Consider the following 25,865-nt stretch of genomic DNA (forward strand, 5'->3'; position numbering starts at 1 on the left):
TCCTGATGCGTGACTTCGGAAACTGCGCTACCTGTAGGACATCACGAGACCGTGGATCAACGTCGACCAGCCGTCCATCACGACGAACAGCAGCAGCTTGAATGGAATCGCGACGTTGGTTGGCGTGACCTGATTGAGGCCCATCGCGAGCAGCACGTTGGCAATGATCAGATCGATGACGATAAACGCGATGTACAACAGAAAGCCGATCTTGAACGCGTCGGTCATTTCCGTCAGCGTGAAGGCGGGCGCCAGCACGATCAGATCGTCTTCCTTGATCTGCGCGGCTTCGTCCTTCGGCCACACTACGGAAGCGGAGCGCAGGAAGAAGCGTTTTTCGCGCTCGTTCGTGTGCTTGACGAGGAACGCGCGGAACGGCTCGCGTGCCGCGCCGAACGCCTGGATCAGCGCCTGCGAAGGTTGCGCCGCGAGCTGCTGGCCTTCGAGCGATTTTTCGGCGAGCATGCCGATCGGCGCCATCACGTAGATGGAGACCAGGATCGCAATGCCGTTGAGCACCATGTTCGGCGGCACTTGCTGCACGCCGAGCGCATTGCGCAACAGCCCCAGCACCACGACGATCTTCGCGTAAGACGTGACGACCATGGCAACGAAGGGCAGCAGGCTGATCGCGACGACGACCAGCAGCAGCCCGGTGATATCACTGAATTGGACCATGCCTGTGCGCCATGCGAATGATGCGGATACCGAGATGCTCGCCGACCGTCACCAGCTCGCCATAGCCGATGGTCTGTCCGTGCGCGACGAGCCGCAACTGGGCGTCCGCCACGGGCACGGGCAGCTCGAGCACATAGCCGGGGCCGAGCGTCGACAATTGGGCGAGCGGTAGCGCCACCGTGTCGATCTCGAACTGCACCGGCAGCTCGAGTTCGCCGATCCGGATGGGATCGGCGGGGTCGTCGATGGCGAGCCCGGCGTCGGCGCTCGCCGGGTCCAGCTCTTCTGACATGTTCGGCTCCTTGACGATGACGAGCGACGGCCCGTCGATTTCCACAGCGGCACACAAACGGGTGAGCCCAGGGGTTCCCCACGCGGCGACGGCACGCGGCCGCGCATGGGAAGCAGATAAGTCGTTCGAGGCATCGAGCAGCGTTGCATCGAGCGAAGGGAAGGTGGCGCGCAGCAGCACGTCGCCCGGTTCCAGCGCGTTCAGCGTGTCGACGGGCAAGCGCTTGAGCCCGAGAATCAGGCAACCGGGGACGGCGAGGTCGAAGGCGGTTCGGGTTGCCTGAGCGAAGGATGCGGAGGTTTCGACCGATGTGCATGACGCGCCCGAAACATCCGCGGCGGGCGCCACGGCTGATGGCGCCAAAGCAGTGGGTTCGGTACGCAATAGCCGGTCGAGCAGGTCGTAGCACGCGGGATCGGCGCTGAGCGCGATCCGATGGCGGCGTTCATCGAGTGCGAACGAAAGCGCCACGACAGGCGAAACGTCCGAAGCCTCGCCCGTTGGCCTGCGCGTCGAAATCGCGTCGCTCAGGTGGCCACGGCGAACCGCTATGACGCGTGGACCCTTGAAGCCCACGCGGATCAATCGCTCGAACAGCGGTTCCAGCACGACGCCGGCGACCGCGTGGCGCAACGCGACATCGGTGGGCGGCTTCTCTGCATGTGCGTCGCTGTCCGGCCACGCGGCGATGGCGAGCGCCGGATAGGCGTGCAGGTCGAGGGCCACGCGCACGGCGACGGCGGATATGGCGTTCTGAGGCGCGAACGTCAGTTCGATGACGCCGGGGTCCGCATAAGCCGCATCGACGCTGTGTGTATCGACCAAGGCCGCTTGCCATTCGGTGACGCCGAGCGCCGCATGCAGATATCCTGTGACGCGCGCATCGCAAAGCGTGCGTGTCACGCGAGCGGCGGCGGGCGTGACCGCAGGCAAACGCAGCGGCGCGATTGGCGCGACTGGCGCGACAGATGCGATGGGTGCGATCGAAGCGACCGGCGCCACAAAAGCGACCGATGCAACCGATGCAACCGGCGCTCCGGCAACCCCCACGTCGCCCGCAATACGTGCCATGTCCGCTCGCCGCGCACGCGCGGCATGCGGATCGGTCGCGGTTTCGTCTTCGGTTGTCGGCTCGTCGAGCGGATAGGCCATGCGTAGGGAATCTGTCACCAGACCGTGAGTTCGATTTCGCGGGCTTCACCCCACGCGCGCAGCAACGTGTCGAGTTCTCGTTCGAGCAGTGCGCTGTGTTCCAAGAGTAGTTGCCTCGTCGCCGTATCCGGCGTGTCGAACCGAAGCTGCAGACTGAAACGCGAAAGCGTCAGATACAGCGTGGTCTGCGGCAGCAGTGTCTGATCGAGCGGCAACTGCACTTCCCAGTTGCCGGCTTCGGCAATCGAAGGATCGCCGCAGAACGCGCCGATCTCCCGCGCAAGCGAGCCGAGCAGTTGCACGAAGCGCTGCTGCTGCCGGTAGACGGCGGTCACGACCGGCGCCGCGGCATCGGTGACGCGCGCGCCGATCGCCAGACGCTCGGGCGAGGGCATGCCAGCCGCGCCTGAAGAATCCGCGTGAGCGCCGCAGGCGACGTTCGCGGAAGCGTCCGCGGCCGCATCGCCGCCGCTGTGCGCGAACGGGCGCGGTGCGGGCGGAGCAGTCGCCTGCGCGCCGACTTCGAGGGCGTCGTCGTCACCGCCTTGCGAGCCTGCATGCGCATCGGTATTCGCCTTGCCGGTGAGCCGCTGCAATGCACGCCGCCGTCCGAGCAGCGACGCATAGTCGAAACCCCGTCCACCCGGTCGACGCGAGCCCATGGATGCGTCGGTTTCATCGGGCGTTTCACTGTCCACCTCGCCGGGAATCACGCGCACGTGGCGCGAAACGATATGCGTCATGGCGACGGCCTCAGATCGACACGCGGCCGAGCGGCTGCAATTCGACGTGCTCGCCGAGTTCCTGATACGAATACACCGCGAGCCAGCCGAGCCGCGCCTCGATCATGCGCCGCACGTAACGGCGGATATCCATCGACGTCACCAGCGCCACGCCGTCGCGCGGCGCGGCGCCGACGAAGGACTGGATCTTGTCGATCAGCAAGGTGGCTTCGTCGGGCGGCAAGGCGAGGAAATTGCCGGTCGGCGTCTGCTTGATCGACTGACGGATATGCTGCTCCACCGGCATGTCGAACAGCACCGCCGACAAGGTTCGCGCGCCGCTCGCGGCACGATGCGCGAGAAAGCGCGAGAGATCGCCGCGCACGTATTCTGTGAGCATCAGCATGTCCTTCTCTTTCGGTCCCCACGCGATCAGACTCTCCATGATCGTGCGGACATTGCGGATCGAGATCTGCTCTTCGAGCAGGCGGCGCAGCACGTCGGCGATCCGTTGCGGCGGCAGCACCTTCTGCACTTCGGCAACGAGGCCCGGATAGTCGCCCGCCAGCTGATCGAGAATCCACTGCACTTCCTGAATGCCGAGAAAGAGCGGCGCGTGGCGCCGCATCAGCGCCACCGACGCATGCGCGAGGGCCTGTTCCGCACGCCATACCGGTGTTTTGGGCGGCACCGCGCGCTCTTCGAGCCAGCGCGTCGGCGTGCCGCTCGTGTCGAGCGGCGGTCCCGGTTCGCTTTGAGCGATGAGCGCGTCCATGGCCCGGCTTTCTTCGCTCGTGAGCGTGACGGGTGCGGCCGAATGCGCGAGCAGGCTGGCTTCGGGCAACATCACTTTGCCGGCGGGGAGCTCGAGCGTGAGTTGCGGCACATCGTGCACGAGGATCTGGCAGGTGGAGGGCGGCAGCGCGGCATAGGTCCACATGGTGATGCCTGGAAACGGCAGGCCGAGTTCTTCCTGCAAGCGCGCGCGTTCGGTTTCGAACGACTTGTCGAGTGCCGGCATGGTCAGCCGGGCGACCAGGTCCGGCGCGATGCGAACGCCGAGCGGGCAGGTGAACTGCGGTGCGCGCGCGAGAATCGCGGGCACGTCGATCTTCGAACCCGAGCGTTGCATGGCGTGCAGCGATTCGCGTTCGTGGTTCTGCTGCTGCGGCTTCTTTGCGTTCAGACGCCATGCGGTAAAGGCGAGTGTGCCCGCGAGCAGCAGGAAGAGCGCGGCGGGAAAGCCGGGCACCGCGGCAAAGCCCAGCAGCAGTACGGCGGCGAAATACAGCGCGCGCGAACTGGAACCGAGCTGGCGGCCGATCTCGTCGCCGAGCGAACCGGGCTTGAGCTGCCGTTCATCCGCGACGCGCGTGATCATCACGCCGGCCGCCACCGACAACAACAGTGACGGAATCTGCGACACCATCGCATCGCCGACCGAGAGAATCGAAAAGCGATCCGCCGCTTCGCCCGCGCTCATGTTGTGATAGGCCACACCTACTGCGATCCCCGCGACGATATTGATCATCGTGATGATCAATCCGGCGATCGCATCGCCTTTGACGAACTTCATCGCCCCGTCCATGCCGCCGTGCAACTGGCTTTCGACGGCGAGCGTCGCGCGTTTGCGGCGCGCTTCTTCCGCGGTCAGCAGATTGGCGCGCAGGTCGGCGTCGATACTCATCTGCTTGCCCGGCAGCGCGTCGAGCGTGAAGCGCGCGCCGACTTCGGCGACCCGCTCCGAACCCTTCGCGATCACGATGAATTGCACCGTGGTGATGATGACGAACACCACCAGCCCGACCACCAGATTGCCGCCCACCACCAGTTCGCCGAAGCTCTCGATGATATGGCCGGCCTCCGCATGCAACAGAATCGACTTGGTCGACGCGATGTTCAGCGACAGCCGGTACAGCGTGGTGAACAGCAGCAGCGAAGGAAATGCCGAGAGCGACACCACGTCCGGCACATACATGGTCACCATCAGCAAGGTCACGCTGATCGTGATGTTCACGCCGAGCAGAATGTCGATCAGCGTCGGCGGCAGGGGCAGGATCATCAGCGAAATGATCGCGACGATCAGCGCCACGATGCCGATTTCACCGCCGGCAGGAAGTTTCAGCGTCTTCAGCATGGTGGGTCTCGTCAGTGGAGGGCGGGTGGCGGACCGGGCAGGTGCGTGGCGGAGGGATCGGCAGGCGCCGCGGCGTCAACGGCCGGCTCGCCCGACGCGCGGCGCGCGCCGATCGCATCGACCCAGCGCAGAATCGCCGCGACCGTCTCGAACAATTCTTCGGGAATCGGCTGATCGACGCCGACCTTGTACAGCGCCCGCGCAACAGGCGGATTGCCGATGATCGGCACGCCCGCGTCGCGAGCCGCACGGCGCAGCTCGGCGGCGTGCTCGTCCATGCCTTTGGCGATCACGCGCGGCAGCGGATGTTCGTCGGGCGCGTAGCGCACGGCCACCGAATAGTGAGTGGGATTGACCACCATCATGTTGGCCATGCCGACTTTCGATTGCGGCGGCGCATTCAGCATTTCGCGCGCGAGGCGCCGCCGTTCGCCCTTGATGCGCGGATCGCCTTCCTGATTCTTGTGCTCGCGTTTGACCTCGTCTTTCGACATCTTCATCTTCTTGAGGAACATGAAGCTTTGCAGCTTGACGTCGGCGGCGCCGACCAGCACGAATACGGCCGCGGCAACCATGAAGAGCTTGATCAGCAGGTCCCAGAACATGCGCGCGAGTTCCGGCAGGGGCTGATACAGCGAGCCGACGATCAGTGGAAAAAGCCACTTGATGGTTTGCCACATCACGCAGAACACGATCACCGCCTTGACGATCATCTTCGCGCACTCGATCAGCGTGCGAACCGAGAAAATCCGCTTGAGGCCCGCCATCGGGCTGACGGCCTTCGGATCGGGCGTGATCGGTTTGGTGGCGATCTGCATGCCGACCTGGCCGATCGAACCGGCGATCGCGGCGAGCGCTGCAATGCAGATGCACGGCACGATCGCCGACAGCGCGAGGCCGCCGATCCTGTAGAACTGCGTCTGCAGATTGGTCAGAGAATGATCGCCGTTCACGAAGCCCGTGGCGATCAGCACCGCTTCGCGCATCGCATCGCTGAAGTGGCTCGCGCCGGCCATCAGCAACAACACGACCGCCGACATCGAGATCGAATCGGTCAAGTCGCTGCTGCGGGACACCTGACCGTCCTTACGCGCGTCCCGCAGCTTTTTCTGGGTTGGCTCTTCGGTCTTTTCGTCGCTCATGTCGGCTCGGGCGCAATGGGAAGAAGGGCGTGGGCGGGCGGGGCAGGCGGCGGGTTCACGCATCGAGCGCGAGGCAGGCGCCGCTTATTCCGCCTGACGATAGCGCCCGCTGTCTTCGCGCGAGCCCGTCGAAGCGAAGCGGGCGCGCGCATTACGAAGCGGGCGTCCGGCTTCGCATCGCATGCGCTCACTTCGCATCCGGCGGCTTGCCGCCGCGTGCCGGTTGCTATGTTTGCGTCATCCCTTCCGACCGGCTGCAAACGGCCCGGTCGACCTCAACGCTTCTGTCAGGAGCCCCTCGCCATGACCGTCAGCACGCCGGAATATCTGAACTGCAGCCCCGATGTCGTCGGCGGCCTGATCGAAACCGTGTCGACCGCGTTGCTCAGCAATTTCCCGAAGGTGTCGGCCGACCCGTACGACATCGAACTCGTGCTCGATGCGCTGCGTGTGCTGCGTCCGCGGGTTGCCGAGATCGACACGCTCGACGGCATTTTGCATATGGTGCGCGGCCACTGGGACGACGCTATCCACGTGCTGCGCCAGGTCGGCGAGAACGCGCCGCGCTTCGGCTACGCCAAGGCGCTGCTCGCGTTCTGTCTCTCCGCGAAGGGCGACCCCGACTGGAAGCAATGCGCGACCGAAGCCATGGAAAACAATCCGACACGCGACACGCAATCGCTGGTTCGCGCGCTCGAAGCGCGCGAAGACCTGCTTAACGCAATGAAGGTGAAGCGCGCCGGCGGCCAGTTCGTCACGCCGAAATCCGTGGAGGCGCTGGCGGAGTTCGACGCGCAAACGGCCGGGCATGTCGAGTCCGAAATCCAGCCGGGCGCTCAGTCCGCGCCGGTTTCATCTGCGCCGGTCTCGCCCGCGCCGGTCACTGCCGATTACGCGCACCAGTCCTTCCTGCGCGCCTGATTTTCGCCGCCAGGCCGCGACTGGTTTTTCCACCTGTTTCCGGAGCCGCACATGACTGTCAATGCCACCACGACCGCCTTGCAGGCCTCGCTCGAGCAGATGTCGCAAGGCGCGGGCGCCGCGCCGGCCGCGCAGACCACGCCCGAGCTGGCCGACAGGTTCCAGTCGCTGATGCAGAAGGCGCCGATGAGCGCGCCCGCCACGCCGCAGCAGGACGGCACCGCGGTCGCCTCGAAGCTGGTGGCGTCGCAGGACGCCGAGTTGCAGCACACCGTCAACGATGCGCTGCAACTCGCCCAGCAGGCGCCGACCATGACCATGAACGAGATGAGCGCGGGCACGATCCGCATGACGCTCGAACTCGCCAGCACGCAACTCGACCTGGAAGCGAAGATGGGCGTGGTGGATTCGTCGAAGTCGGCGATCGAAACGCTGATGAAGAACCAGTAGCTCACCTGCGCACGCCACCCCGCCGGTGGCGCAGCGCCTGCGCGAACCCTGAGCACTCGATGCGAGACGCCGCCACCATGTTCGACCGCCTGCCGATTCGCCGCCGCGCCACACCGTTCGTCTGCGTGCTCGCGTTGTGCGTGCTGCTGAGCGGCTGCAAGAAAGAGCTGTACGGCAACCTGTCCGAGCAGGACGTCAACGAGATGGTGGTCGCGCTGCTGGAGCGCGGCGTGGATGCGTCGAAAGATACGTCGGATGCGGGCAAGACCTGGTCGCTCGACGTCGACGACGCGCAGATGGTGCGTGCGATGGAAGTGCTGCGCGCGCGCGGTCTGCCGCACAACAAGTTCGACGACCTCGGCGCGCTGTTCAAGAAAGACGGTCTGGTCTCGACGCCGACCGAGGAGCGCGTGCGCTTTATCTACGGCACCTCGCAGGAGTTGTCGTCGACCTTGTCGAAGATCGACGGCGTGCTGGTCGCACGCGTGCAGATCGTGTTGCCGAACAACGACCCGCTGGCGCAGACCATCAAGCCTTCGTCGGCGGCGGTGTTCATCAAATATCGGCGCGACTCGGACATTGGCGCGCTGGTGCCGCAGATCAAGACGCTCGTCATGCATAGCGTGGAAGGGCTCACCTACGATCAGGTCAGCGTGACGGCGGTCGCGGCGGACCCGGTCGAATACTCGCAACTGCCGCAGAGCAATGGCATGCCGGCGTGGCTGATGGGTGTGTTGGCCGGCGTGGTCGTGCTCGTCGCGACCGCGCTGCTGGTGCTCGCGCGCCGTGGCGTACTGGCGGGGCGGCCGGGCGGTAAGACGGGCGGCGAAACGGGCGGCAAAACGGGCAGTGCTGCGACGGGGGGCCATGCAGCGGGCGAACCCGCGAGCGGCCGCATGGCTGGATTGCTCGCGCGCTTGCGCCGTCTGCGCCCCGCGAACTGATCCGGCGAAGCGGCTGCGATGAACGCCCCGACCGATTTGCCTTTCATGCGGGTGGCCGCGGCGCTCGACTGCTATCGCCGCAACCTTGCGAGCGTGGCGCGCTGGGCCGATCCGTCCTGGAGCGCCGCCTTGCTCGGCGCCAATGCGGTGCAGTTGCAACACTGGCAGGGCGCGCTCGAGCGTGCCGGCGCAGCAGCCGTCGAAGCCTGTTCCCATGCCCTCGCCGATGCCGCCGGCGTCAGGCCGCCTGCGTTCGCCTCGCTGACTCATGCCGCGCTGAAGCCCTCGCCCGCGGGCACGGCTCAGCCCAATGCGGTGCTGCTCGACGTGCTGCCGGCCGGTCGCTCGCTCCAGGTTCTGCGCATGCGCGCATTGTCGTTCCGGCGCGCCGAGGTGCGCCGCTTGATCGACAAGCGCACGCGATCGCAACTCTCGGAATGGACGGGTGTGGGCATCGACCGCCTCACTCAGGACGCCCATCTCGCCGATGCGCCCGATATCGCACGATTGGCCGCGCGGGCGGCGATGCCGCCGTTGACGGCACTGGATGCCGGCACGCTGGCGGCGGAAGGCTGTGCGTTGCTCCTGCGTGACCTGGGCCGGGTCAACGCAGCAAACGGTGCAGGCAGTGCGAACGACAGCATGCGTGTGGCGTTTCCCTTGCTGAGGCTCGCGTTGCCGCGCGCGCTGCTCACGCCGGCATGGCTCGCGTGCGTGCCCGACGAGCTCGACGCGCCCGGTTCCGCCAGGCTATTCGCGCGTCTATCCGATCTGCTACCGGAGTTTGCATGGCTATTTGGTTGAAGCACGCGCGCTCCGCCCTGGGCGATATCGACGTCTGTGGTTCGTCAGCCCGGGTCGGCGCGGCCGCCGATGTGATTCCCCGTGCGACCTTCGGCGAACTGGTCTCGATCGATGCGGCGTATGCGGCGCTCGCCGCCGATCGCGATGCGCTGCTTGCGAGCGCGCGCGAGGAGGCGGCGAGCATCGTCGACGCGGGGCATGCGCGGGCCGCGGCCATCGCCGAACAGGCGCAGCGCGAATACGACACCGCCAGCGAGCAGGGCTATCGCGACGGCTGCGACCGCGCGCTCGCCGACTGGATGCAGCGTCTCGCCGACGTCGCGGACGCGCAGAGCCAGTTGCAGATCCGCATGCGCGAGCGGCTCGCGCAGATCGTCGCGTCGGCGGTCGAGCAGATCGTGCGCGTGGAGCGGCACGAGGCATTGTTCGAGCGGGCGCTCGCCACCGTCGACCGCATCGTGGAAGGCGCGACCTACCTGCGTGTCGCGGTCCACCCCGACGACTATGCCGAGGCCAAGGCCACCTTCGACCGGCTTGCCTCGCGCTGGCGCGATCTCGGTCAGCCCATACCGCTTTCGGTGATGGCGGACAAGCGGCTCGAGCCCGGCAGTTGCGTGTGCGAGTCCGACTTCGGCACCGTCGACGCGAGCCTCGATACGCAATTGCGCGCGATGCGCAGCGCCGTGTCGCGCGCGCTGAAACGCTCGGTGGAAGAAGCCGATGCCCAGGGTGAAGAGCGGGCGCGCGTCGATGCGGATAACGACGCCGACGACTACGAGAGTCGCGCTGACGGGGAAGCGGCATGAGCACGCCGTGGTTCACCCGGACGATCGATTTCGACCGGCTTACCGACGAGATCGAACGCGAGATTCTTGCTGTTCCGGGCGTGACGCGCACCGGCAAAGTACTGGAGGCGATCGGCACGCTGATCAAGGTAGCCGGTCTCGATCTGTCGCTCGGCGAGTTGTGCGAATTGCGCGCGCCGAACGGAACGTTGCTTCAGCATGCCGAGGTGATCGGCTTCACACGCGAGGTCGCGCTGCTCTCGCCGTTCTCGCGCCTCGAAAACATTTCGCGCTCGACTCAGGTAATCGGTCTCGGCCGCTCGCTCGCGGTGAAAGTCGGCGACATGTTGCTCGGCCGCGTGATCGACAGTCTCGGCGAACCCGTGGATGGCGGCCCCCCGATTCGTTCCGACACGCTGCGGCCGATTTTCGCGGCGCCCCCCGATCCGATGAGCCGCCGCATGATCGAGGCGCCGTTGCCGACCGGCGTGCGCGCCGTCGACGCGATGATGACGCTCGCCGAGGGCCAGCGTATGGGCATTTTCGCGCCGGCCGGCGTCGGCAAGAGCACCTTGCTCGGCATGTTCGCGCGCGGCGCTTCGTGCGACGTCAACGTGATCGCGCTGATCGGCGAGCGCGGTCGCGAAGTGCGCGAGTTCGTCGAGCTGATTCTCGGACCCGAGGGCATGGCGCGCTCGGTCGTGGTATGCGCGACCTCGGATCGTTCGTCGATGGAGCGCGCCAAGGCGGCCTACGTCGCGACCGCGATTGCCGAGTACTTTCGTGACCGCGGTCAGCGCGTGCTGCTGATGATGGATTCGCTGACGCGCTTCGCGCGCGCCGGCCGCGAGATCGGTCTTGCGGCCGGCGAGCCGCCCGCAAGACGCGGCTTCCCGCCGTCCATCTTCGCCGAATTGCCGCGCTTGCTGGAACGCGCGGGGATGGGTGAGACCGGCTCGATCACCGCGCTCTACACGGTGCTCGCCGAAGACGACAGCGGCAGCGACCCGATCGCCGAAGAAGTGCGCGGCATTCTCGACGGCCACATGATTCTCTCGCGCGAGATCGCGGCGAAGAACCAGTACCCCGCGATCGACGTGCTCGGTAGTTTGTCGCGCGTCATGCCGCAGGTCGTGCCGGACGCCTACGTGCAGGCTGCGGCACGGATTCGCGAACTGATGGCGAAGCATCGCGAGGTGGAGATGCTGTTGCAGATCGGCGAGTATCAGCCCGGCTCCAATCCGCTCGCCGACGAAGCCATCGGCAAGGCCGATGCGATCAGGGCGTTTCTGTCGCAGCGCACCGGCGACTACGCCACGCCGGGCGATACCGAAGCGCTGCTGTACGAATTGAGCGGGCTCGGCTGATGGCCGCAGGATCGATGGGCATGCAGCAGCGGCGCATCGTCGCGCTCGAGCGATCGTGCACGCGGCGCCGGCGTCTGGACGAAACCTTGCGCGCAACGCTCGCGGCGCAGCGCAATGTGCAACTTCAACTCGAAGCCGCGCGTGATGCCAAGGCCGAGCGACACGCGCACGAGGCTGGCGTGCTGCAGTTCTACCAGCATCGCATGGACGGCATGATGACGGGCAGCGAGCCGTTCTCGCTCGACGATCTGAACAACTGCCGTTTGTATATCGGCGTGGTGAGCGACCGGTTGCGCCTACTCGAAACGGAACTCGCGCAGGCCGAAGCCGCGGTAAAGAGCAATAGCGCCGCGATCGCGCAGACGCAACGCGACATCGCGCTGAATCAAGGCCGCATCGATTTATGCGGCGAGCGGATTCGCGACATTCGCCGCGTTCAGGACAATGCCGCCAGCGACGCGAGCGACGAGGAGGCTGAAGAAACCGCGCTGGCGCGACGTTTTCAGGCGCGCGGAGCGCACCCATGAACGACATCTTTTCCGCGCTGCCGCAACTCGGCACGCTGCTCGTCGGCTACATCACGTTGATCGGCGTGTGCTCGCTGCGCCTGTTCATCGTGATGTTCATCTTCCCGCCGACCGCGGACGGTTTGCTGCAAGGCGTGGTGCGCAATGCCGTGGTCGTGCTGTTCAGCGCCTATGTCGCTTACGGTCAGCCCGTCGCGTTCATGCAATCGCTGCACGGCGTCATGCTGCTGGAAGTGGGGTTGCGTGAAGCGCTGATCGGACTCGTGATCGGCTTTGCGGCCTCGGTCGTGTTCTGGGTCGCGGAGGGCGCGGGCACCTATATCGACGACCTGACCGGCTATAACAACGTGCAGATCACCAATCCCACCCGTCAGGAGCAATCGACGCCGACCGCCACGCTGCTCGGACAGATCGCCGCCGTCGCGTTCTGGGCGCTCGGCGGCATGACCTTTCTGCTCGGCACGCTGTACGAGTCGTATCACTGGTGGCCGATCGTGTCGGCGGGGCCGAACGTATCGAACATACTCGAATCGTTCGTGCTCACGCAGACCGACACGCTGATGCAAACCATTGCCAAGCTCGCCGCGCCGATGATGTTCATTCTGCTGCTGGTCGATTTCGCCTTCGGCTTTGCCGCGAAGTCCGCCTCGAAGCTCGATCTGATGACACTCAGTCAGCCGGTCAAGGGCGCGGTGACGGTGTTGATGCTGGCGCTATTCGTCGGCATCTTTGTCGACCAGGTGCGCGATCAGGTGACCTTGCGCGGTCTCGAAGCGCAGTTTCGCGTACTGAACGAAAAGACGAAAACGCCGGCCCCTTCGGCGACACCGAACGCATCGAGCACGCCGAACCTTGCGACGCCGTCAGGCAAGCCTTGAGCTTGCGTTGAGAATGCGTGGCGAAACGCGGCTGCGCGGCCGCATCGATGCAAAACTCAAACCTTCTCAAATGCGCCGCAAATATCAGATTAATTGAAACTTCGCTTCAGGCGGCTCGCTACATTGACTCCACTCGACGCATCGCGCATGTCGCCTGCGACGCGTTCCCGCACTCAGAGGAGTCGTCCATGTTCTCGATGCTTTACTTCCCCGTGGTATCCGCGCTCGCGACGCCCGCACCGTCTGCTCACCCGGCATTGTCCAGCCGTTTTCTCGAGACGTTGCTCGACGGCAAGCTGAACGCCGCGAGCCAGCTCGCGAGTCGCTGGGCCGACGAAGCGGGTCACGCCGAATTCGCCCCGCATGCGCTGCAACTGCACGCCGACATGCAACTGATGCTCGGCATCGAAGTCGAGGCCGAGGAGAACTACCGTCGTTCGCAAAAGCTGAGTCGCTCGTCCAAGCATGCCATTCGTACCGCGTCGTGCCGCAACGCCGCCTGGCAGGCGTTTTTCCGGCATCGCCTCGGCACAGCGCTGGCGTGCTTTTCACGTGTGGCCGATGAGCCCGGCATCGAACCGGCGCGCGCCGTGGAAGCGCACTTCGGCATTGTCTGCGTGCTCTACGAACTGGGCCGCACGAGCGAAGCCGTCGACGCCATCGACGATCTCGTTGAACGGGTGGAGCGCGATCTCGACGATGCAGCGGGTCATTGGCACGCGTTGCTCGGCACGCTGCGCTTCGACCTCGCCGTGCAGATGGAAGTGCGTAACGCGACGGCGTTGCGCGATCATGTCTACTGGCAATCGGGCTTGTCGAGCGAACGCGTGCCGCGGCCGGGCCGGGGTGCCGATGCAAGCGTGGACAGTCTCGCGCGCGCGGTGTTCGGCGTACGCTCGCCGCTGCTGCGCGCGCGCATCGACTACCTGCAGCAACTGCGTCTGGCCGCCTGCGCGGATCGTGACGCGATCGGCGCATTGCAGCAGCATCTGCACTGGTCGCGCGAGCAGGGAATCGGCGACTATCAGCGCACGCTGCGCCTTGAAATCGCGCTGGCGACGCTGGCGGGCGCGGCGCCTCATCTGGCCTGCTCGATTCTCGAACCGCTGCATCAGATCGGCCGCAACGGCACCACCGGCCACCGTCAGCTCGAATATCTCTACTGCAGCGCCAAAACGCGCCAGGCCGAAGGCCGCGCGCAGGAGTCGCTGCAACTCTATAGCCGCTATGCGCTCGTGGCCATGCAATGCCTGCGCGAAGATTCGCAAACGCGCGCGCCGTTCCTGCAGCGCGGCGCGAAGGCCTCGCCCCAGCTCGACGATGTCGGCGCGCGTCTGCCTGCCAAGTATCGCCGCGCGTACAGCTACGTGCTCGACAACCTCGACCGGCGTGATCTGTCGGTCCGCGAAGTAGCGGCCGAGATCGGCGTGACCGAGCGCGCGTTGCAAAGCGCGTTCAAGAATTTCCTCGGCCTGTCGCCGACCGAACTGATCCGGCGCCAACGCATGGAGCGGATTCGCGCGGAACTCACCGACCGGTCGTATTCGAGCGATCGCGGCGTGTTGGGCGCCGCGAGTAAATGGGGCGTGCAAAACCGCTCGACGCTCGTCAACGGTTATCGCAAGCAGTTTCATGAAGCGCCGTCCGAGACGCTCGAACGATAGCGCCGCCGCGCTTGCGGCACGGGTTGCTGCTCCGGTTGCGCTGCGGCGCTCGCGGTTTTTTCCATCACCCTCACACAGTCGACTCCATGAAATCGAAGACGCTGTTCTGCGCCGCGTGGCTCGCGGCGTCCCTCACGTTGAGCACGCTGCAACCCGCCAGTGCGGCGCCCGTGCGGTGGCGCGGTACGACGGTGCATATCGCCGTCGAAGGCAAGGATCTCAAAGACGTGCTGCGCGATTTCACCGCGAGCCAGGGCGTGGCCGCGTCGATCGCGGGCAATGTTCAGGGCGCGGTGACGGGCCGCTTCGACATGTCGCCGCAGCGCTTTCTCGACACGCTGGCGTCGACGTTCGGTTTCGTCTGGTTCTATGACGGCAGCGTGCTGTCGATCAGCAGCGCCAACGACGTCACCCACCAGGTGATCAAGCTCGATCACGCATCCGCTTCCGATCTGCGAGCAGCGTTGCATACCATGAGTGTCGACGACGCGCGCTTCCCGGTCGTATACGACGAGAGCGCGGGCACGGCGATCGTCAACGGTCCGCCGCAGTATGTGCAGATGGTGAGCGAGATCGCAAAACGCCTCGACGACAATGCGAGCCGCCGCAGCGGCTCGGTGATTCGCGTGTTCAAGCTCAAGCACGCATGGGCCGCCGATCACAAGGTGCAGATCGACGGCAACACGATCACCGTGCCGGGTGTGGCCACCGTGCTGTCGAACATGTATCACGCCAGGCAGGAGAAGGGCGGCGGTCAGTCGCAGACCTCGGTAGCGCCGAACATGCAGCGCGTGCCGGCCATGAACGACGTGGGCGGAGGCAATAGCGGCGGCGGCCAGCTGAACCCGCCGTTGCCGCCCAATATGGCCGACGGCCAGGGTGGGGCGCTCGGCGGGCTGGTCGGCAATGCGCAGCCGTCCAACTACGGCAGCACCGGCAACGTCGGCTACGCGAATGCGCCTGGCGCTTCGCAGACGAGCCCGCCAAGCGGCGGCGATCTGACCTTGCCGATCATGCAGCCCGATCCGACCACCAACTCGGTGCTGATCCGCGATACGCCGCAGCGCATCGACCAGTACGCTTCGCTGATCGATCAGCTCGACACGCGACCCAAGCTGATCGAGATCGAAGCGCACATCATTGAAATCGACGACGACGTGCTCGCGCAAATCGGCGTGGACTGGCGCGCGCATAACAGTCATCTCGACTTCCAGACCGGTACCGGAACCTATCAGCAGAACAGCTACGCGAACGGCTCGATCAACCCGAACTTCGGCACCACGACACTCGCCGACGGCACCACGGTGGTCTCAGCGACACCGGTCGGCGCCTCGATTACCGCCGTGCTCGGCGATGCGGGGCGTTATCTGATGGCGCGCGTCAACGCGTTGCAGACCACCTCGAAGGCAAAGATCGATGCGTCGCCGAAGGTCGCCACGCTCGACAACGTCGAAGCCGTAATGGACAACAAGACCAAGTTCTTCGTGCGTGTGTCCGGTTATACATCGGCGGATCTGTACAGCGTGTCGACCGGCGTCTCGCTGCGTGTGCTGCCGATGGTCGTGCAGGAGGACGGCCAGATGCGCATCAAGCTCGAAGTGCATATCGAAGACGGTCAGCTCACCGGCCAGCAGGTCGACAACATTCCGGTCATCACCAGCAGCGAGATCAATACGCAGGCCTTTGTCGGCCAGGGCGAGAGCCTGTTGATCGCCGGCTATAGCGTGGACAACAACTCGAACGGCGTGACCGGCGTGCCGGGCTTATCGAAAATTCCGCTGATCGGCGCACTGTTCCGCTACAACAACGATGAGCGCTCGCATATGGAACGCGTCTTTCTGTTGTCGCCGCGAGTGCTGGATCTGTAATCGGAAGGCCGCTGCTGAACGCGGGGGCACGTGGGGCGTCAAGTTCGACGTCGTAAGTGCCCCCACTTGCGATTGGCACACCCGCTTTCCTCAGCGGTGGTGTGCGTCCCTTTGCCCGTGCATTAGCCCCGCCGCCCGTTGCTGCCCAGCAGCGCGGCGGGAATCGGGAACGACGACAAGGCCGACGAAGCCTCGCTTACCGACGATTCGGCACCGCGCGTGCCGATGCCCACAACCGGGTTCACGATATGCGCGGTGCCGCTGTGCCACATGGCGGCATACTGAGCCCACGGTTGCGCGCTGCGAGCGGCTTCACTGTCTTTTTCGTGGACATCGAGCGTTCGGGAAACGCGCGCGGTTTGCCGGATGCCTTGTCTGTTCGCTTCGTCGCGAGCGATATCGACGACTTCTGTGATCGCCTCGATCGCATTGACGGCCCGCTCGGCCTCGCTGATCTCCGGCATGATGGCATCGGCATCCTGCTTGCCGTCGCACAACTCGACGCGATATCCGTGTGCATACATCGTGCGTAGCTGAACGCCTGACGCGCCGTTCAGCCCCAGCTTCTTGCGCAGTTTGTAGATGTGCTGTTCGAGCGTGCGTCCGACGATATCTTCCGTACTGCTCCAGATCGCACCGGCAATCTGCCGGCGGCTCACATATTCACCCGCGCGCGAGAACAGCAGCCAGGCGATGGCGAACTCACGAACCGTCAGGCGGATTTCGCGTTCGTCCACCAGCACCGTGCCGGTACGCCGGTCCAGCCGGTAAGGGCCGAGTTCGGCCCGATCTTCGGATTGCAACGGCGGCGGCGACTGAAAGCGGCGCAATGCCTGGTAGGTGCGTACTTCGAGTTCTCCCTGGTCGATCGGTGAGAGCACGACGTCGTCGGCGCCGACTTCGAAAGCGCGCTCGATGCTGTCGCGATCGGCAAACGCGCCGATCACGATCAACGGCGCGCGGCGGTCGCCATAGCAGGCTCGCCTTGCGAAGACCGCGCGCGTCGCGTCGATTCCCGTTGCCGCGTCCACAAGAATGGCGTGATAGTCCTCCCGATAGATCGCCCGTGAGAGCGCGACGTCATCGAGGAAGCGGCAGCATTCGATCGTATCGTCGCGAAAGCATTGGCAAATCAGATTGAACAGGCTGCTGCTGGTAGTCATCACGGCGAATTTCAACATGCCCTCCGGGGATTGATGCATAAGTTTGCTTCCCAAACCGCGTTGCTTGTCCCGAAAATTACGGTCCTTAAAATATCAGGGCTGTAACGAATTGTTTCGCCCTAACATGCACTGAAGCAGCATGAAAGATTCGGAATTTGTTTCGCATCGTTTCAATCCGGTCAATAACCGGACAGATCGCGGCTATTAGCCGGGAGATGAACGGCTAAATACGAATTCGGCATCAATTACCTTATCGTTTGCCTTAACGGGTAAAAGAGACCCGGGCCGCCGGGAATCGCATGCGAAGCAAGGTTCGCAGCACCTTTCAGGTTCGCAAGCCGTATTTATCTTTGTTGAGCATCTCGAATGCGCATTTTGTGAATGCGGCTTCGCATTTGCCTGAGCTTTGTTGAATCTGTGGGATGACCGGGCTAATTACACTCGCATGAGGCGGCCGCCCAATGCGGCGCCGCGCCGTGTTTTTCCTCTGCCGATTCCATTGCGAGTGGTCTCATGTCCTTTCTGTTAAACGCCTGGCATGTCGCCGCTTTTGCGCACGAGGTTCGCGCCGACCTGCCGCTCACGCGCACGCTGCTCGGGCGGCCGGTAGTGCTGTATCGCGATGCCGGACAGCGTGCCGTCGCGCTCGACGATCGCTGCGCGCATCGCTTCGCGCCGCTCTCGAAAGGCCGTATCGTCGACGGCGTGCTCGAATGTCCGTATCACGGTCTGCGCTTTAACGCGAGCGGGCAGTGCGTGCACAATCCGCACGGCGACGGCCGCGTGCCGGCGGGCGCGAAGGTGCGTGCGTACCCGTCGATCGAACGTTACGGCGCCATCTGGTTCTGGCCGGGCGACCCCGCCCACGCCGACGCGGCGTTGGTGCCGTCGTTTCCTTTCGTCGATCCCGCGACCAACGTCACGCACGACGGTTATCTGCATACGCGCGCCCACTATCAGCTGAGCGCCGATAACCTGCTCGATCTGAGCCACTTCCAGTTCCTCCATCCCGACACGCTCGGCAGCGAGGCAATTGCACGCGGCGACGTGCAGTCGGGCAGTCTCGGAGATACAGTCTGGGTTCGCCGCAGCACTTACGACGAAGCGCTGCAGCCGTTCGTCGCGCAAGGCTTCGGGATTCCACCCGGCACGCGGGTGGATCGCTGGATGGATGTGCGCTGGACGCCTCCCGGATTGCTCTCCATCGTGGTCGGCGTAACGGCGGCGGGCATGCCGCGCGAAGCGGGGCTGATCGCGCCGTCCGCGCATTGGCTGACGCCGGAAACCGAGTGCACGACACACTATTTCTTCGCGTTCGGTCTGCCCAGTGAGATGGGCGACGCGGCGCGCGGTCTGGTGCGCTATGCCGTCGAAGGTCTGATGAAGCCGTTCGAGTGCGAAGACTTGCCGATGCTCGAAGCGCAGCAGAAGAATCTCGGCGACAACGACTTCTGGGCGATGCAGCCGGCGCTGCTGCCCATCGACGCCGGCGCGATTCGCGCACGACGCGTGATGGAGCGGCTGATTGCGGCGGAGCAAGGGGCGAACGCTGCGCAGGCGCGCACGATCGCGATTACGCCGGTGGCGGACACTTCGCAAGCGTTGGCGTGATGAGCGCCGTTCCCGCCACCGCGGCGCGCGGTGAATCACTCAACACGGTATGGGTGGAGTTCATCGTCGAGATGTTGAGCGCGGCCGGTGTGCGTCATGCGGTGTTGTGTCCCGGTGGCCGCGCGAGCGCGATGTGTCTTGCCCTCGACGCGCATCCACGAATCGCCGTCGAAATGATCAGTACGGACGAGCGCAGCGGCGCGTTCGTCGCACTCGGGATCGCGAAAGCGAGCGGCGCACCGGTCGCGATCGTCACGACGTCCGGCTCGGCGGTTGCCAATGTCTTGCCGGCCTTGACCGAAGCGGACGCCTGCGGTGTGGCGCTTGTCGTACTGACGTGCGACCGGCCGCGTGGGCTGCGCGGCGCTGGCTTCGGACAGACGGCGGACCATCTCGGTGCGACCCGCGCGTTCGTGCGCGCACAGGCGGACCTGGCCGATCCCGAGGACTCCGCACGAGCCGTGGAGCGAGCGCGCGGCGAGATCGCGGCCGTGCTGGCCGCCATGTTCGAGGGCGTGCCCGATCTCGGCGACAGCCTGTCACGCGCCGACGCGCATCCATCGTCGATGCGGCCAACGCGTGGTCCAGTGCATCTGAACGTTCCGCTGGCCGGTGTCTACGACGCGCTCGAAACGCAGCCGGTGTCGCTCGGGACGGTCCGCGCGGCACGAGCCGCGCGGACCGAGGCAGACAGCGGCGCATGTGCGCCCACTGCTTCGCAAGATCGCAGCGCGTCTCTATACGCCGACTCCCGCTTATCCGACAGGTCTGCCACGCTGATCGTCGAACGCGTCATGGCGCGTGTGCTCGCGAGGCGCGGCAGCCGACCGCTCAGTGACGGTCTCGACGGGTTGATCGTGGTCGGCCCGGAACCGGGCGTGCCACCCGAGGCGATCTTCGCGCTGGCCGCGGCGAGTGGCTTTCCCGTGCTTGCCGATGCGGGCAGCGGGCTGCGCTCGGGGCCGTTTGCATTGGCGCCGCAAGCGGCTGCGCACGGCGCGGCGGGCGCATTGATCGTCAACGCATTCGATGTGTTCGGCGGCGCGGCGCGGCTCGCGTCGGCGCGCGCGGAACTGATCGTGCGCTTCGGCCTCGCGCCGGTCATGCCGGTGCTGCATGCGTACCTCGAAACGCATGCCGACGTGCCCACCATCAAGATCGCGCCTTGTCGTGTCGCGCATGACTATCTGCACCCGGCGCTGGATCCGCGCGATGTGGTGGTCGCCGCTTCGCCAGCGACGCTGGATGAGATGGCTGCGGCGTTGTGCGAGGCCGTGCCCGTGCCGTTACGTCGGACTGCCAGTACCAGTGCCAGTCCCAACACAGCGGCGAAGCCTGCCGCGCCCGTCGCCTTTTCCTGGCGTGACCGCTGGGCGAGCGTTGCCGCCTACGGTGCGCGCGAACGGCGCGCGTGCGTTGCGGCGCTCCCCTGGGGTGAAGTGTCGGCGGTTCATCGCGTGCTGGCTGTGCCCGGCTTTGCCTTCGTCCATCTCGGCAATTCCATGTCGATGCGTCACGCCGATATCGGCTACGACGTGCGTGCCGCGCGCCAGACTATCTATGTGAACCGCGGTGTGAGCGGCATCGACGGCACGCTGGCGACGTTCATCGGCGAAGCGCTCGCGCGCCGCGATGCGGGTCTGTTGCTGCTCGGCGATCAGGCGTTGATTCACGATCTCTCCTCGCTGGCGAGCGCGCAACGTGTGAGTACGCCGGCCTGCCTATGCGTGCTCGACAACGGCGGAGGCGCGATCTTCGACTTCTTGCCGATCTCGCGAGCACCGGCTTATCGGCGCACGATCCGCAATCCTTACCAGCTCAATATCGGCGCACTGGCGCAGGCGTTCGGGCTGGCGCATCGCCGTGTCGAGACGCGAGACACGCTGGACGAGGCGCTCGCAGAGGCGCGTGATCACGCCGGCGTGACGATCGTCGAAGTGGCGGTCGATCCGTACTCCGGTGCGCTGCAAATGCAGCAACTTGCTCAAGCGTTAGGTGCGGCATGATGGATTGGGACCTTGCCGACAGCCCATTGCAGCGGTCGCTCGCCGCGCTGAACCGATATGCGGACGCTCCCGCGCCAGACGAGGTATTTCTCGACGACATGCGGCGACGCATCGACGCGGCGCGGCGTGCGCCCGTGCGCAGCGATCCCGGAGAAAATCGAAACGCGCCGCGCAACACATTGCGCGACACGCCGCGCGTGCTGTTGCTCGGCTACAGCGGCGCGGGCAATACCGGTGCCGATCTGCGCACGATCGAGACGATCGCGCAGTTGCGTCGTCTGCTCGCGCCGCGCGAGCCCCGTATCACGCTGTTCGCGCTGGGCGACTGCTTCGATCATCCGCTGCTTGCCGGCACGCCGCGTCTCATGCCCGCGCTGCCGTATCTGCCCGATGCGCTCGACGCCGCCGTGCGCGACGCCGATCTCGTGCTGAACGTGGAGGGCTCGACCTATACGTCGAAGTTTTCCGACTCGTTGGCGGGCGTGCTGATCGGCGGAATCGCGCTCGCGCATGCGCACGGGCGGGCGGCGATTGCGTACGGTGTCGATAGCGGCACGATGAGCGCAGCGCTCACGCGCTTTGTCGAACGCCACGCGCAGGCCGGAGAAGTCATTTGCCGCAACGACGCGGCGCGCGCGCAGCTCGCGTCGCTCGGTGTGAGCGCGCAAGCGGGCGCCGATACCGCGTGGACCTATCGGGCACACTCCGCAGTGCGCGATCGGGCTCACGATGGGCCGCACGGCCCACGGCGCGCGGTGCTCTGTCCCAACAATCCGTTCTGGTGGCCGGTGCACGCCGACGCGGCGCGAGCGCGTGAGCTCGACGCGCGTCGCGAAGTATCGCCGCTGCGCTATGGGCCGTTGCATTTCCACTGCTGGGACGCGTCGCGCGCCGAGGCCTATCACGCCTATCTGGATCGATTCGCGCGGATTGCTGTCGGCTTGAGGGAGCAGGGGTACACGCCGGTGCTGGTGGGCATGGAGCAACTCGATCGCGGCGCCTGCGCCGATCTGGCGGCCCGTGTGCCGTTCCCGATCGAGATCGTCGCGCGCGGCCCGCAGACGCTCGACGAAGTGGCCGCCACGGTCGCGCATGCCGCATGTGTGGTGACGACACGCTATCACGCGGCAGTGCTCGCGATCTCGCATGGCGTGCCGGTGTTCGGGCTGTCGATGGACGCGCGCATCGAGCGCTTGCTGAGCGAGGCGGGTTGCGCGCGATGGAGCGCGGCCTGCGATGACGTCGGCGGCGCGCAGGCCGCGCTCGCGGCCATTGCATCGCTGCGCGATGAAGGTGTGCGCGGCGCGTTGCTGGGCGCATACGGCGACTATGCGCGCCTGCAACGCGCCCGCTTCGACGGGATGGGTGAGCGGGTGCGTGCCGTGCTCGAAGGCGCGGCGCGCCTCGATCAAACCTGAGCCGACAGATAGCTCAGTTCCCGCTGCGCACTAACCTGCTTGACCGCCTGCGCGGTGCCGACATACGAAAGCCCCGACGTGCGCGAGGCCGAATTCGACTCGTAGCTGTACAGCACGTGATTCGTCCAGCTTGCCGGCGACTCGAGCAGACGCGCGATCTCGCCGCGAATCCGCAGCATTTCCCTCTGCTCGTCGGCGCTCGGCGTGCGGCCGCCCTGCTCGTACATGCGCAGCGTGCCGCGATACGCGTTGATCTCGGCGGCCGCCTGCGGCACGATGCGCTGCCGCTCGCCGTAGTACTGATTGCCGCGAGTCGCGTTGAGCTTGACCTTGGTCTGGTACAGGTTCAACGCCGCCTGGTCGCCGTTCATCGAATGAGTCCATTCGTCATTGCGACTGTCGATGTATTGCAGGTAGTTGCCGACGCTCGTGAACTCGGTGTCGCGATAGGTGCGCTCGGGCACGATGTCGCCGCTTTCTTCATAGAGCCGCAGCGTCGAACCGGTGCCGGTCTGCATCAGGGTCGTGCCGAAGCCCACCAGCGGCGCGCTCGAAAACGACAGTGAGTTGAAGGGCCCGACGTTGCCGATCGGCACCGGCGGCGGGCTCGCCACCAGCGTGGCGCTGCCGTTGACCGCGAAGCGATGCCCGCTGCTCGATTTGTCGACGTTGCGCGCGCCGCTCTGATCGGTCGCATGTGCCTTGCTCGAACTGAGCACGGCCTCGGCCGTGACGAGCGGCCCGAACTTGACGTTGGCCGGGCTCACGTAACGCGCGCCACCCGTCACGGCAACCGAGCCGTAGTTCGAACGGCTCTTGTTGTCGACCCAGCCGATCGACACGTCCGGATCGGCAAAGAACTTGTCCGCCATGCCGTTCCACAATTCGTCCTTGGTGCGCGGCAGTTGTCCTCCGGGACCGGCTCCGCCGAGCGTGCGCACCACGTCGGTCATCTTGCCGCGCCATGCCTCGGGATCGTTGCTGCCGGTCTGGTCGAACGGCGTGCGGATCACCACGCCGCGGGGATTGCTGGTGTCGCGTCCGCCGATCACGGACCCGTAGCCGCTTGCCATCGCCTTGCCGCCAGCGAGCGACCAGCCAATGAAGCCGCCCACGCCCAGGTGCGCGGACTTGCGGTTGTCGGTGCCGATGAACATCTCGCCGTGATGCGAGGTGGAGCCGACTTCGAGCAGCGCGTGACGGCCTTTCAGATAGCGCACGTCCGGCGCCACCGACGCGCTCGGCGCGCCGACGAGCCCGAGCGCGGTCGCGATATTCTCGGAGATGTTCGCGTCCAGCCCATACACGCCGCCGCTCGACATCTGCACGCTCCACGTTTTCGGCACGTTTTCGACCAGATGGCACAACGAATCGATATTGCCTTGCGGCGTGGCCGGCGTCGCCACCGGATCCTGGCGGATCGCCTGCATACGGTCGAGATTTTCGCCGAGCGTGCGGCCGGTCGCGCCGATCGGCGCATTCATGTCCGCGCCCGATTCGGTGGCCCAGGCGCGCAGCGTCTCGGCGTTCATGTTCGGCAGATCGCGGAACGCCGGGCTGTCGCGCACCGTGTTCCTGTCGACGTTCAGCGCGCCAGCAACGTCGCGCGCAATCTGGTTGCGCTGCAGGCGGCCGAATTTCGTATCGTCGCGCAACCAGCCCTTGGTGCCGATGCTCGCCTTCCAGTTGCGCAGTGCGGCGGCGCGCACCGCGGCGTTCATCGTCGCATTGTTCGGCGCTTCGCCGCGCCGCCGTTGCGGTGCGCTCACCACCTGCGTATTCAGCGCATCGACCACCGTATCGATGGATTGGAGCGTGCTGAAGTCCTTGTCCGGATGATCCATCAGACCGCCGGCAGTACCCATGCCGAGCGCCGAGATCGGGTCCTTCTCGTGGCCGAAGCTTTGCTTGACGCCGCTGCGAAAACGCTGCGCGGTGCGGTTCATCCACGAACCGGTGCGTGCCGAGGTGGCATTGCGCTGCGCGTGCTTGACCACCGAGAACATCCGGTTCTGCACCTGGCCGACATCGGCTTCGGCGATCCCGTTGCGATGCGCCAGGTAAGCCGAGCGCAAACGCGTGTCCGGTTGCGCGCGCGGATTGTCGAGCAGCGCGTTGCCGCACAGCATCGCCTTGGCAGTCTGCGTATGCGGCGCCAGCGCGAGGCTGATCGCGGCTTGCTGCTGGCTTTGCGCGACCTGGGTGTTGGGGTGGCGTTCGGCGGCCGGCAGCATGGCGTTGGCCGCTTCGCCGAGTTCACGCAGTGAGCCGGGTTTTTCCATGCCGTTCGGCCATGCCGACAACAGTGTGTCCGCGGCGCGCCAGGTTTGCCAGTCGGCTTGCGCGTGGACCTTGCGGTCGCGCTCGGTGGGCGCCTGGAGATTGCCGCCCAGCGGCGGCGCCGCCTCGACGTCGCGCAGCGCGTGGAAAGCGGCTTGCGAGCGCGCCATCGCGCAGCGGGTGGCAAACGCATCGCGCGCCTGCTGCGCGTTGGGATGCGCGATCGTGCCTTGCAGCACGCCGAGCACGTCGTTCGCGCGCTGCACGTTGCCGCCCGTCGCTTCCGCCAGCGCGTGACCGAGAAAGCGCGCCTTGGCGAGCGGCGGATCGCCGCGCCGCGCTTGTGGAATCGCTTCGCGGATGTCGTGCAGCAGCGCGTTGCGGTCGGTTTCGAACTGGGTGCCCGGTTCGGCCGGAAAGCTCGCGGCAAGATGCGCGTCGGCCGCGGCCTCGTTGCGCAGTTCGGTGCTCGCTTGCGACGCGGCGCGCTCGTTCTTGCCGACCGCGCTCTTCACATTGGTGTTGTTGTGCGATTTGACGCCAAGCGGAGTGCTTGCGTTGGGCTTCGGCGTGTGCATCTGCTGCGCGCTCGGCTCGATCTCCGGCGCGGGCCGCGACGCGCGCACCGTCGTGCGCGTATGAAACGGCGTATAGGCGCGGCTCGCGCCGCTGCCGGTCAGGTCGTTGAAGGGCGAGCCTTGCGGCATCGGGTCACTGCGCGTCTGCCCCGTTGCAAGCGGCGTCTGCACCGGCGCGCTGGGCAGATGGTTGCGCAATGCGCGCAGCTTGTCGAGCGGGCCGCCGACCACGCGCGTTTCGGGCAGGGGCGTATTGGCCTGCGGCTGATTCGGCTGTGGGGCCGCGGGTTGCTGCTGTTGCTGAACCGGCGGCGCGCCGCGTGAGAAAGGGTTGCGAATCCCGAATGGCACGAGCGGTCTCCCAGGTGAGGACGGTCGCATCGGCTGATTGCCGACGATGACGAATTTTCATCGCCACGTCACACGGCGGTGCTGCAAGTCCGAAGTTTGGAACGAGGATGCGAACGTGTCGGCGGCG

20 protein-coding genes are annotated in these 25,865 nt (G+C 65.8%); 13 read left to right on the forward strand and 7 right to left on the reverse strand.

Annotated features, from left to right (window positions below; translation table 11 throughout):
* Window positions 1–27: 27 nt before the first annotated feature.
* Genes sctR through sctU form a run of 5 tightly spaced genes read right to left on the reverse strand, consistent with a single transcriptional unit; the run spans window position 28 to window position 6,123 of the window.
* Window positions 28–678: a type III secretion system export apparatus subunit SctR gene (sctR, locus tag BLW71_RS01335; protein WP_091792698.1), complete on the reverse strand. Its 651-nt coding sequence runs from the start codon at window positions 676–678 to the stop codon at window positions 28–30.
* On the reverse strand, window positions 662–2,140 hold the full coding sequence (gene sctQ / locus BLW71_RS01340) for a type III secretion system cytoplasmic ring protein SctQ (RefSeq protein ID WP_177204946.1): 1,479 nt from the start codon (window positions 2,138–2,140) through the stop codon (window positions 662–664). Before sctQ ends, sctR begins: the two co-directional genes overlap by 17 nt.
* Window positions 2,137–2,865, reverse strand: coding sequence for a type III secretion system protein SctP (gene sctP / locus BLW71_RS01345; protein WP_091792700.1), 729 nt, complete (start codon window positions 2,863–2,865; stop codon window positions 2,137–2,139). The genes sctQ and sctP overlap by 4 nt, the downstream gene beginning before the upstream one ends.
* A 10-nt stretch (window positions 2,866–2,875) precedes the next feature.
* Window positions 2,876–4,981: a type III secretion system export apparatus subunit SctV gene (sctV, locus tag BLW71_RS01350; protein WP_091792701.1), complete on the reverse strand. Its 2,106-nt coding sequence runs from the start codon at window positions 4,979–4,981 to the stop codon at window positions 2,876–2,878.
* Window positions 4,982–4,992: 11 nt separating this feature from the next.
* On the reverse strand, window positions 4,993–6,123 hold the full coding sequence (sctU, locus tag BLW71_RS01355) for a type III secretion system export apparatus subunit SctU (RefSeq protein ID WP_091792702.1): 1,131 nt from the start codon (window positions 6,121–6,123) through the stop codon (window positions 4,993–4,995).
* A gap of 303 nt (window positions 6,124–6,426) precedes the next feature.
* On the opposite strand from sctU, the gene BLW71_RS01360 reads away from it, so the two are divergent.
* The 10 genes from BLW71_RS01360 to sctC all read left to right on the forward strand — a co-directional run bounded on the left by BLW71_RS01360 (window position 6,427) and on the right by sctC (window position 16,331).
* The gene (locus tag BLW71_RS01360; RefSeq protein WP_091792703.1) at window positions 6,427–7,044 is read left to right on the forward strand and encodes an HrpB1 family type III secretion system apparatus protein; all 618 of its coding nucleotides are present in this window, start codon (window positions 6,427–6,429) and stop codon (window positions 7,042–7,044) included.
* A 51-nt stretch (window positions 7,045–7,095) separates the two neighbouring features.
* Entirely contained in the window at window positions 7,096–7,494 is a 399-nt protein-coding gene (locus BLW71_RS01365) for a type III secretion protein HrpB2 (RefSeq protein ID WP_091792704.1), read from the forward strand.
* Window positions 7,495–7,571: 77 nt separating this feature from the next.
* Window positions 7,572–8,438, forward strand: a complete 867-nt coding sequence (sctJ, locus tag BLW71_RS01370) for a type III secretion system inner membrane ring lipoprotein SctJ (RefSeq protein WP_091800223.1) — start codon at window positions 7,572–7,574, stop codon at window positions 8,436–8,438.
* Between the two features lie 18 nt (window positions 8,439–8,456).
* The gene (locus BLW71_RS01375; protein ID WP_091792705.1) at window positions 8,457–9,242 is read left to right on the forward strand and encodes a type III secretion protein HrpB4; all 786 of its coding nucleotides are present in this window, start codon (window positions 8,457–8,459) and stop codon (window positions 9,240–9,242) included.
* Window positions 9,227–10,048 (forward strand): type III secretion system stator protein SctL, encoded by an 822-nt coding sequence (gene sctL, locus BLW71_RS01380; RefSeq protein WP_091792706.1) that lies wholly within the window; start codon window positions 9,227–9,229, stop codon window positions 10,046–10,048. The genes BLW71_RS01375 and sctL overlap by 16 nt, the downstream gene beginning before the upstream one ends.
* Window positions 10,045–11,394, forward strand: a complete 1,350-nt coding sequence (gene sctN, locus BLW71_RS01385; protein WP_091792707.1) for a type III secretion system ATPase SctN — start codon at window positions 10,045–10,047, stop codon at window positions 11,392–11,394. The genes sctL and sctN overlap by 4 nt, the downstream gene beginning before the upstream one ends.
* Entirely contained in the window at window positions 11,394–11,921 is a 528-nt protein-coding gene (locus BLW71_RS01390; protein ID WP_091792708.1) for a hypothetical protein, read from the forward strand. Before sctN ends, BLW71_RS01390 begins: the two co-directional genes overlap by 1 nt.
* A complete protein-coding gene (gene sctT, locus BLW71_RS01395) occupies window positions 11,918–12,799 on the forward strand; it encodes a type III secretion system export apparatus subunit SctT (RefSeq protein WP_091792709.1) in 882 nt (293 codons plus the stop codon). Before BLW71_RS01390 ends, sctT begins: the two co-directional genes overlap by 4 nt.
* Window positions 12,800–12,987: 188 nt before the next feature.
* Window positions 12,988–14,463 carry a helix-turn-helix transcriptional regulator gene (locus tag BLW71_RS01400; RefSeq protein WP_091792710.1) on the forward strand — a complete coding sequence of 492 codons (1,476 nt, stop codon included), beginning with the start codon at window positions 12,988–12,990 and terminating at the stop codon, window positions 14,461–14,463.
* Between the two features lie 86 nt (window positions 14,464–14,549).
* Window positions 14,550–16,331 carry a type III secretion system outer membrane ring subunit SctC gene (gene sctC / locus BLW71_RS01405; RefSeq protein WP_091792711.1) on the forward strand — a complete coding sequence of 594 codons (1,782 nt, stop codon included), beginning with the start codon at window positions 14,550–14,552 and terminating at the stop codon, window positions 16,329–16,331.
* 122 nt (window positions 16,332–16,453) lie between these two features.
* Here the strand turns inward: sctC and BLW71_RS01410 are convergent, their stop codons facing one another.
* Window positions 16,454–17,533, reverse strand: coding sequence for a response regulator transcription factor (locus tag BLW71_RS01410; RefSeq protein WP_286161912.1), 1,080 nt, complete (start codon window positions 17,531–17,533; stop codon window positions 16,454–16,456).
* A 474-nt stretch (window positions 17,534–18,007) separates the two neighbouring features.
* On the opposite strand from BLW71_RS01410, the gene BLW71_RS01415 reads away from it, so the two are divergent.
* From BLW71_RS01415 to BLW71_RS01425, 3 genes are read left to right on the forward strand one after another with little or no spacing between them, the layout of a single operon-like run.
* Window positions 18,008–19,105, forward strand: coding sequence for an aromatic ring-hydroxylating dioxygenase subunit alpha (locus BLW71_RS01415; RefSeq protein WP_091792712.1), 1,098 nt, complete (start codon window positions 18,008–18,010; stop codon window positions 19,103–19,105).
* Window positions 19,105–21,111, forward strand: coding sequence for a thiamine pyrophosphate-binding protein (locus BLW71_RS01420; RefSeq protein ID WP_091792713.1), 2,007 nt, complete (start codon window positions 19,105–19,107; stop codon window positions 21,109–21,111). Before BLW71_RS01415 ends, BLW71_RS01420 begins: the two co-directional genes overlap by 1 nt.
* Window positions 21,108–22,529 carry a polysaccharide pyruvyl transferase family protein gene (locus BLW71_RS01425; RefSeq protein WP_091792714.1) on the forward strand — a complete coding sequence of 474 codons (1,422 nt, stop codon included), beginning with the start codon at window positions 21,108–21,110 and terminating at the stop codon, window positions 22,527–22,529. The genes BLW71_RS01420 and BLW71_RS01425 overlap by 4 nt, the downstream gene beginning before the upstream one ends.
* On the opposite strand, the gene BLW71_RS01430 is transcribed toward BLW71_RS01425, so the two are convergent.
* Window positions 22,520–25,738, reverse strand: a complete 3,219-nt coding sequence (locus BLW71_RS01430) for a hypothetical protein (RefSeq protein WP_091792715.1) — start codon at window positions 25,736–25,738, stop codon at window positions 22,520–22,522. The two genes, BLW71_RS01425 and BLW71_RS01430, sit on opposite strands and share 10 nt — an antisense overlap.
* Window positions 25,739–25,865: the final 127 nt, after the last annotated feature.

The organism is Burkholderia sp. WP9, assembly GCF_900104795.1.
In the GTDB taxonomy this organism is placed as follows: Bacteria; Pseudomonadota; Gammaproteobacteria; order Burkholderiales; family Burkholderiaceae; genus Paraburkholderia.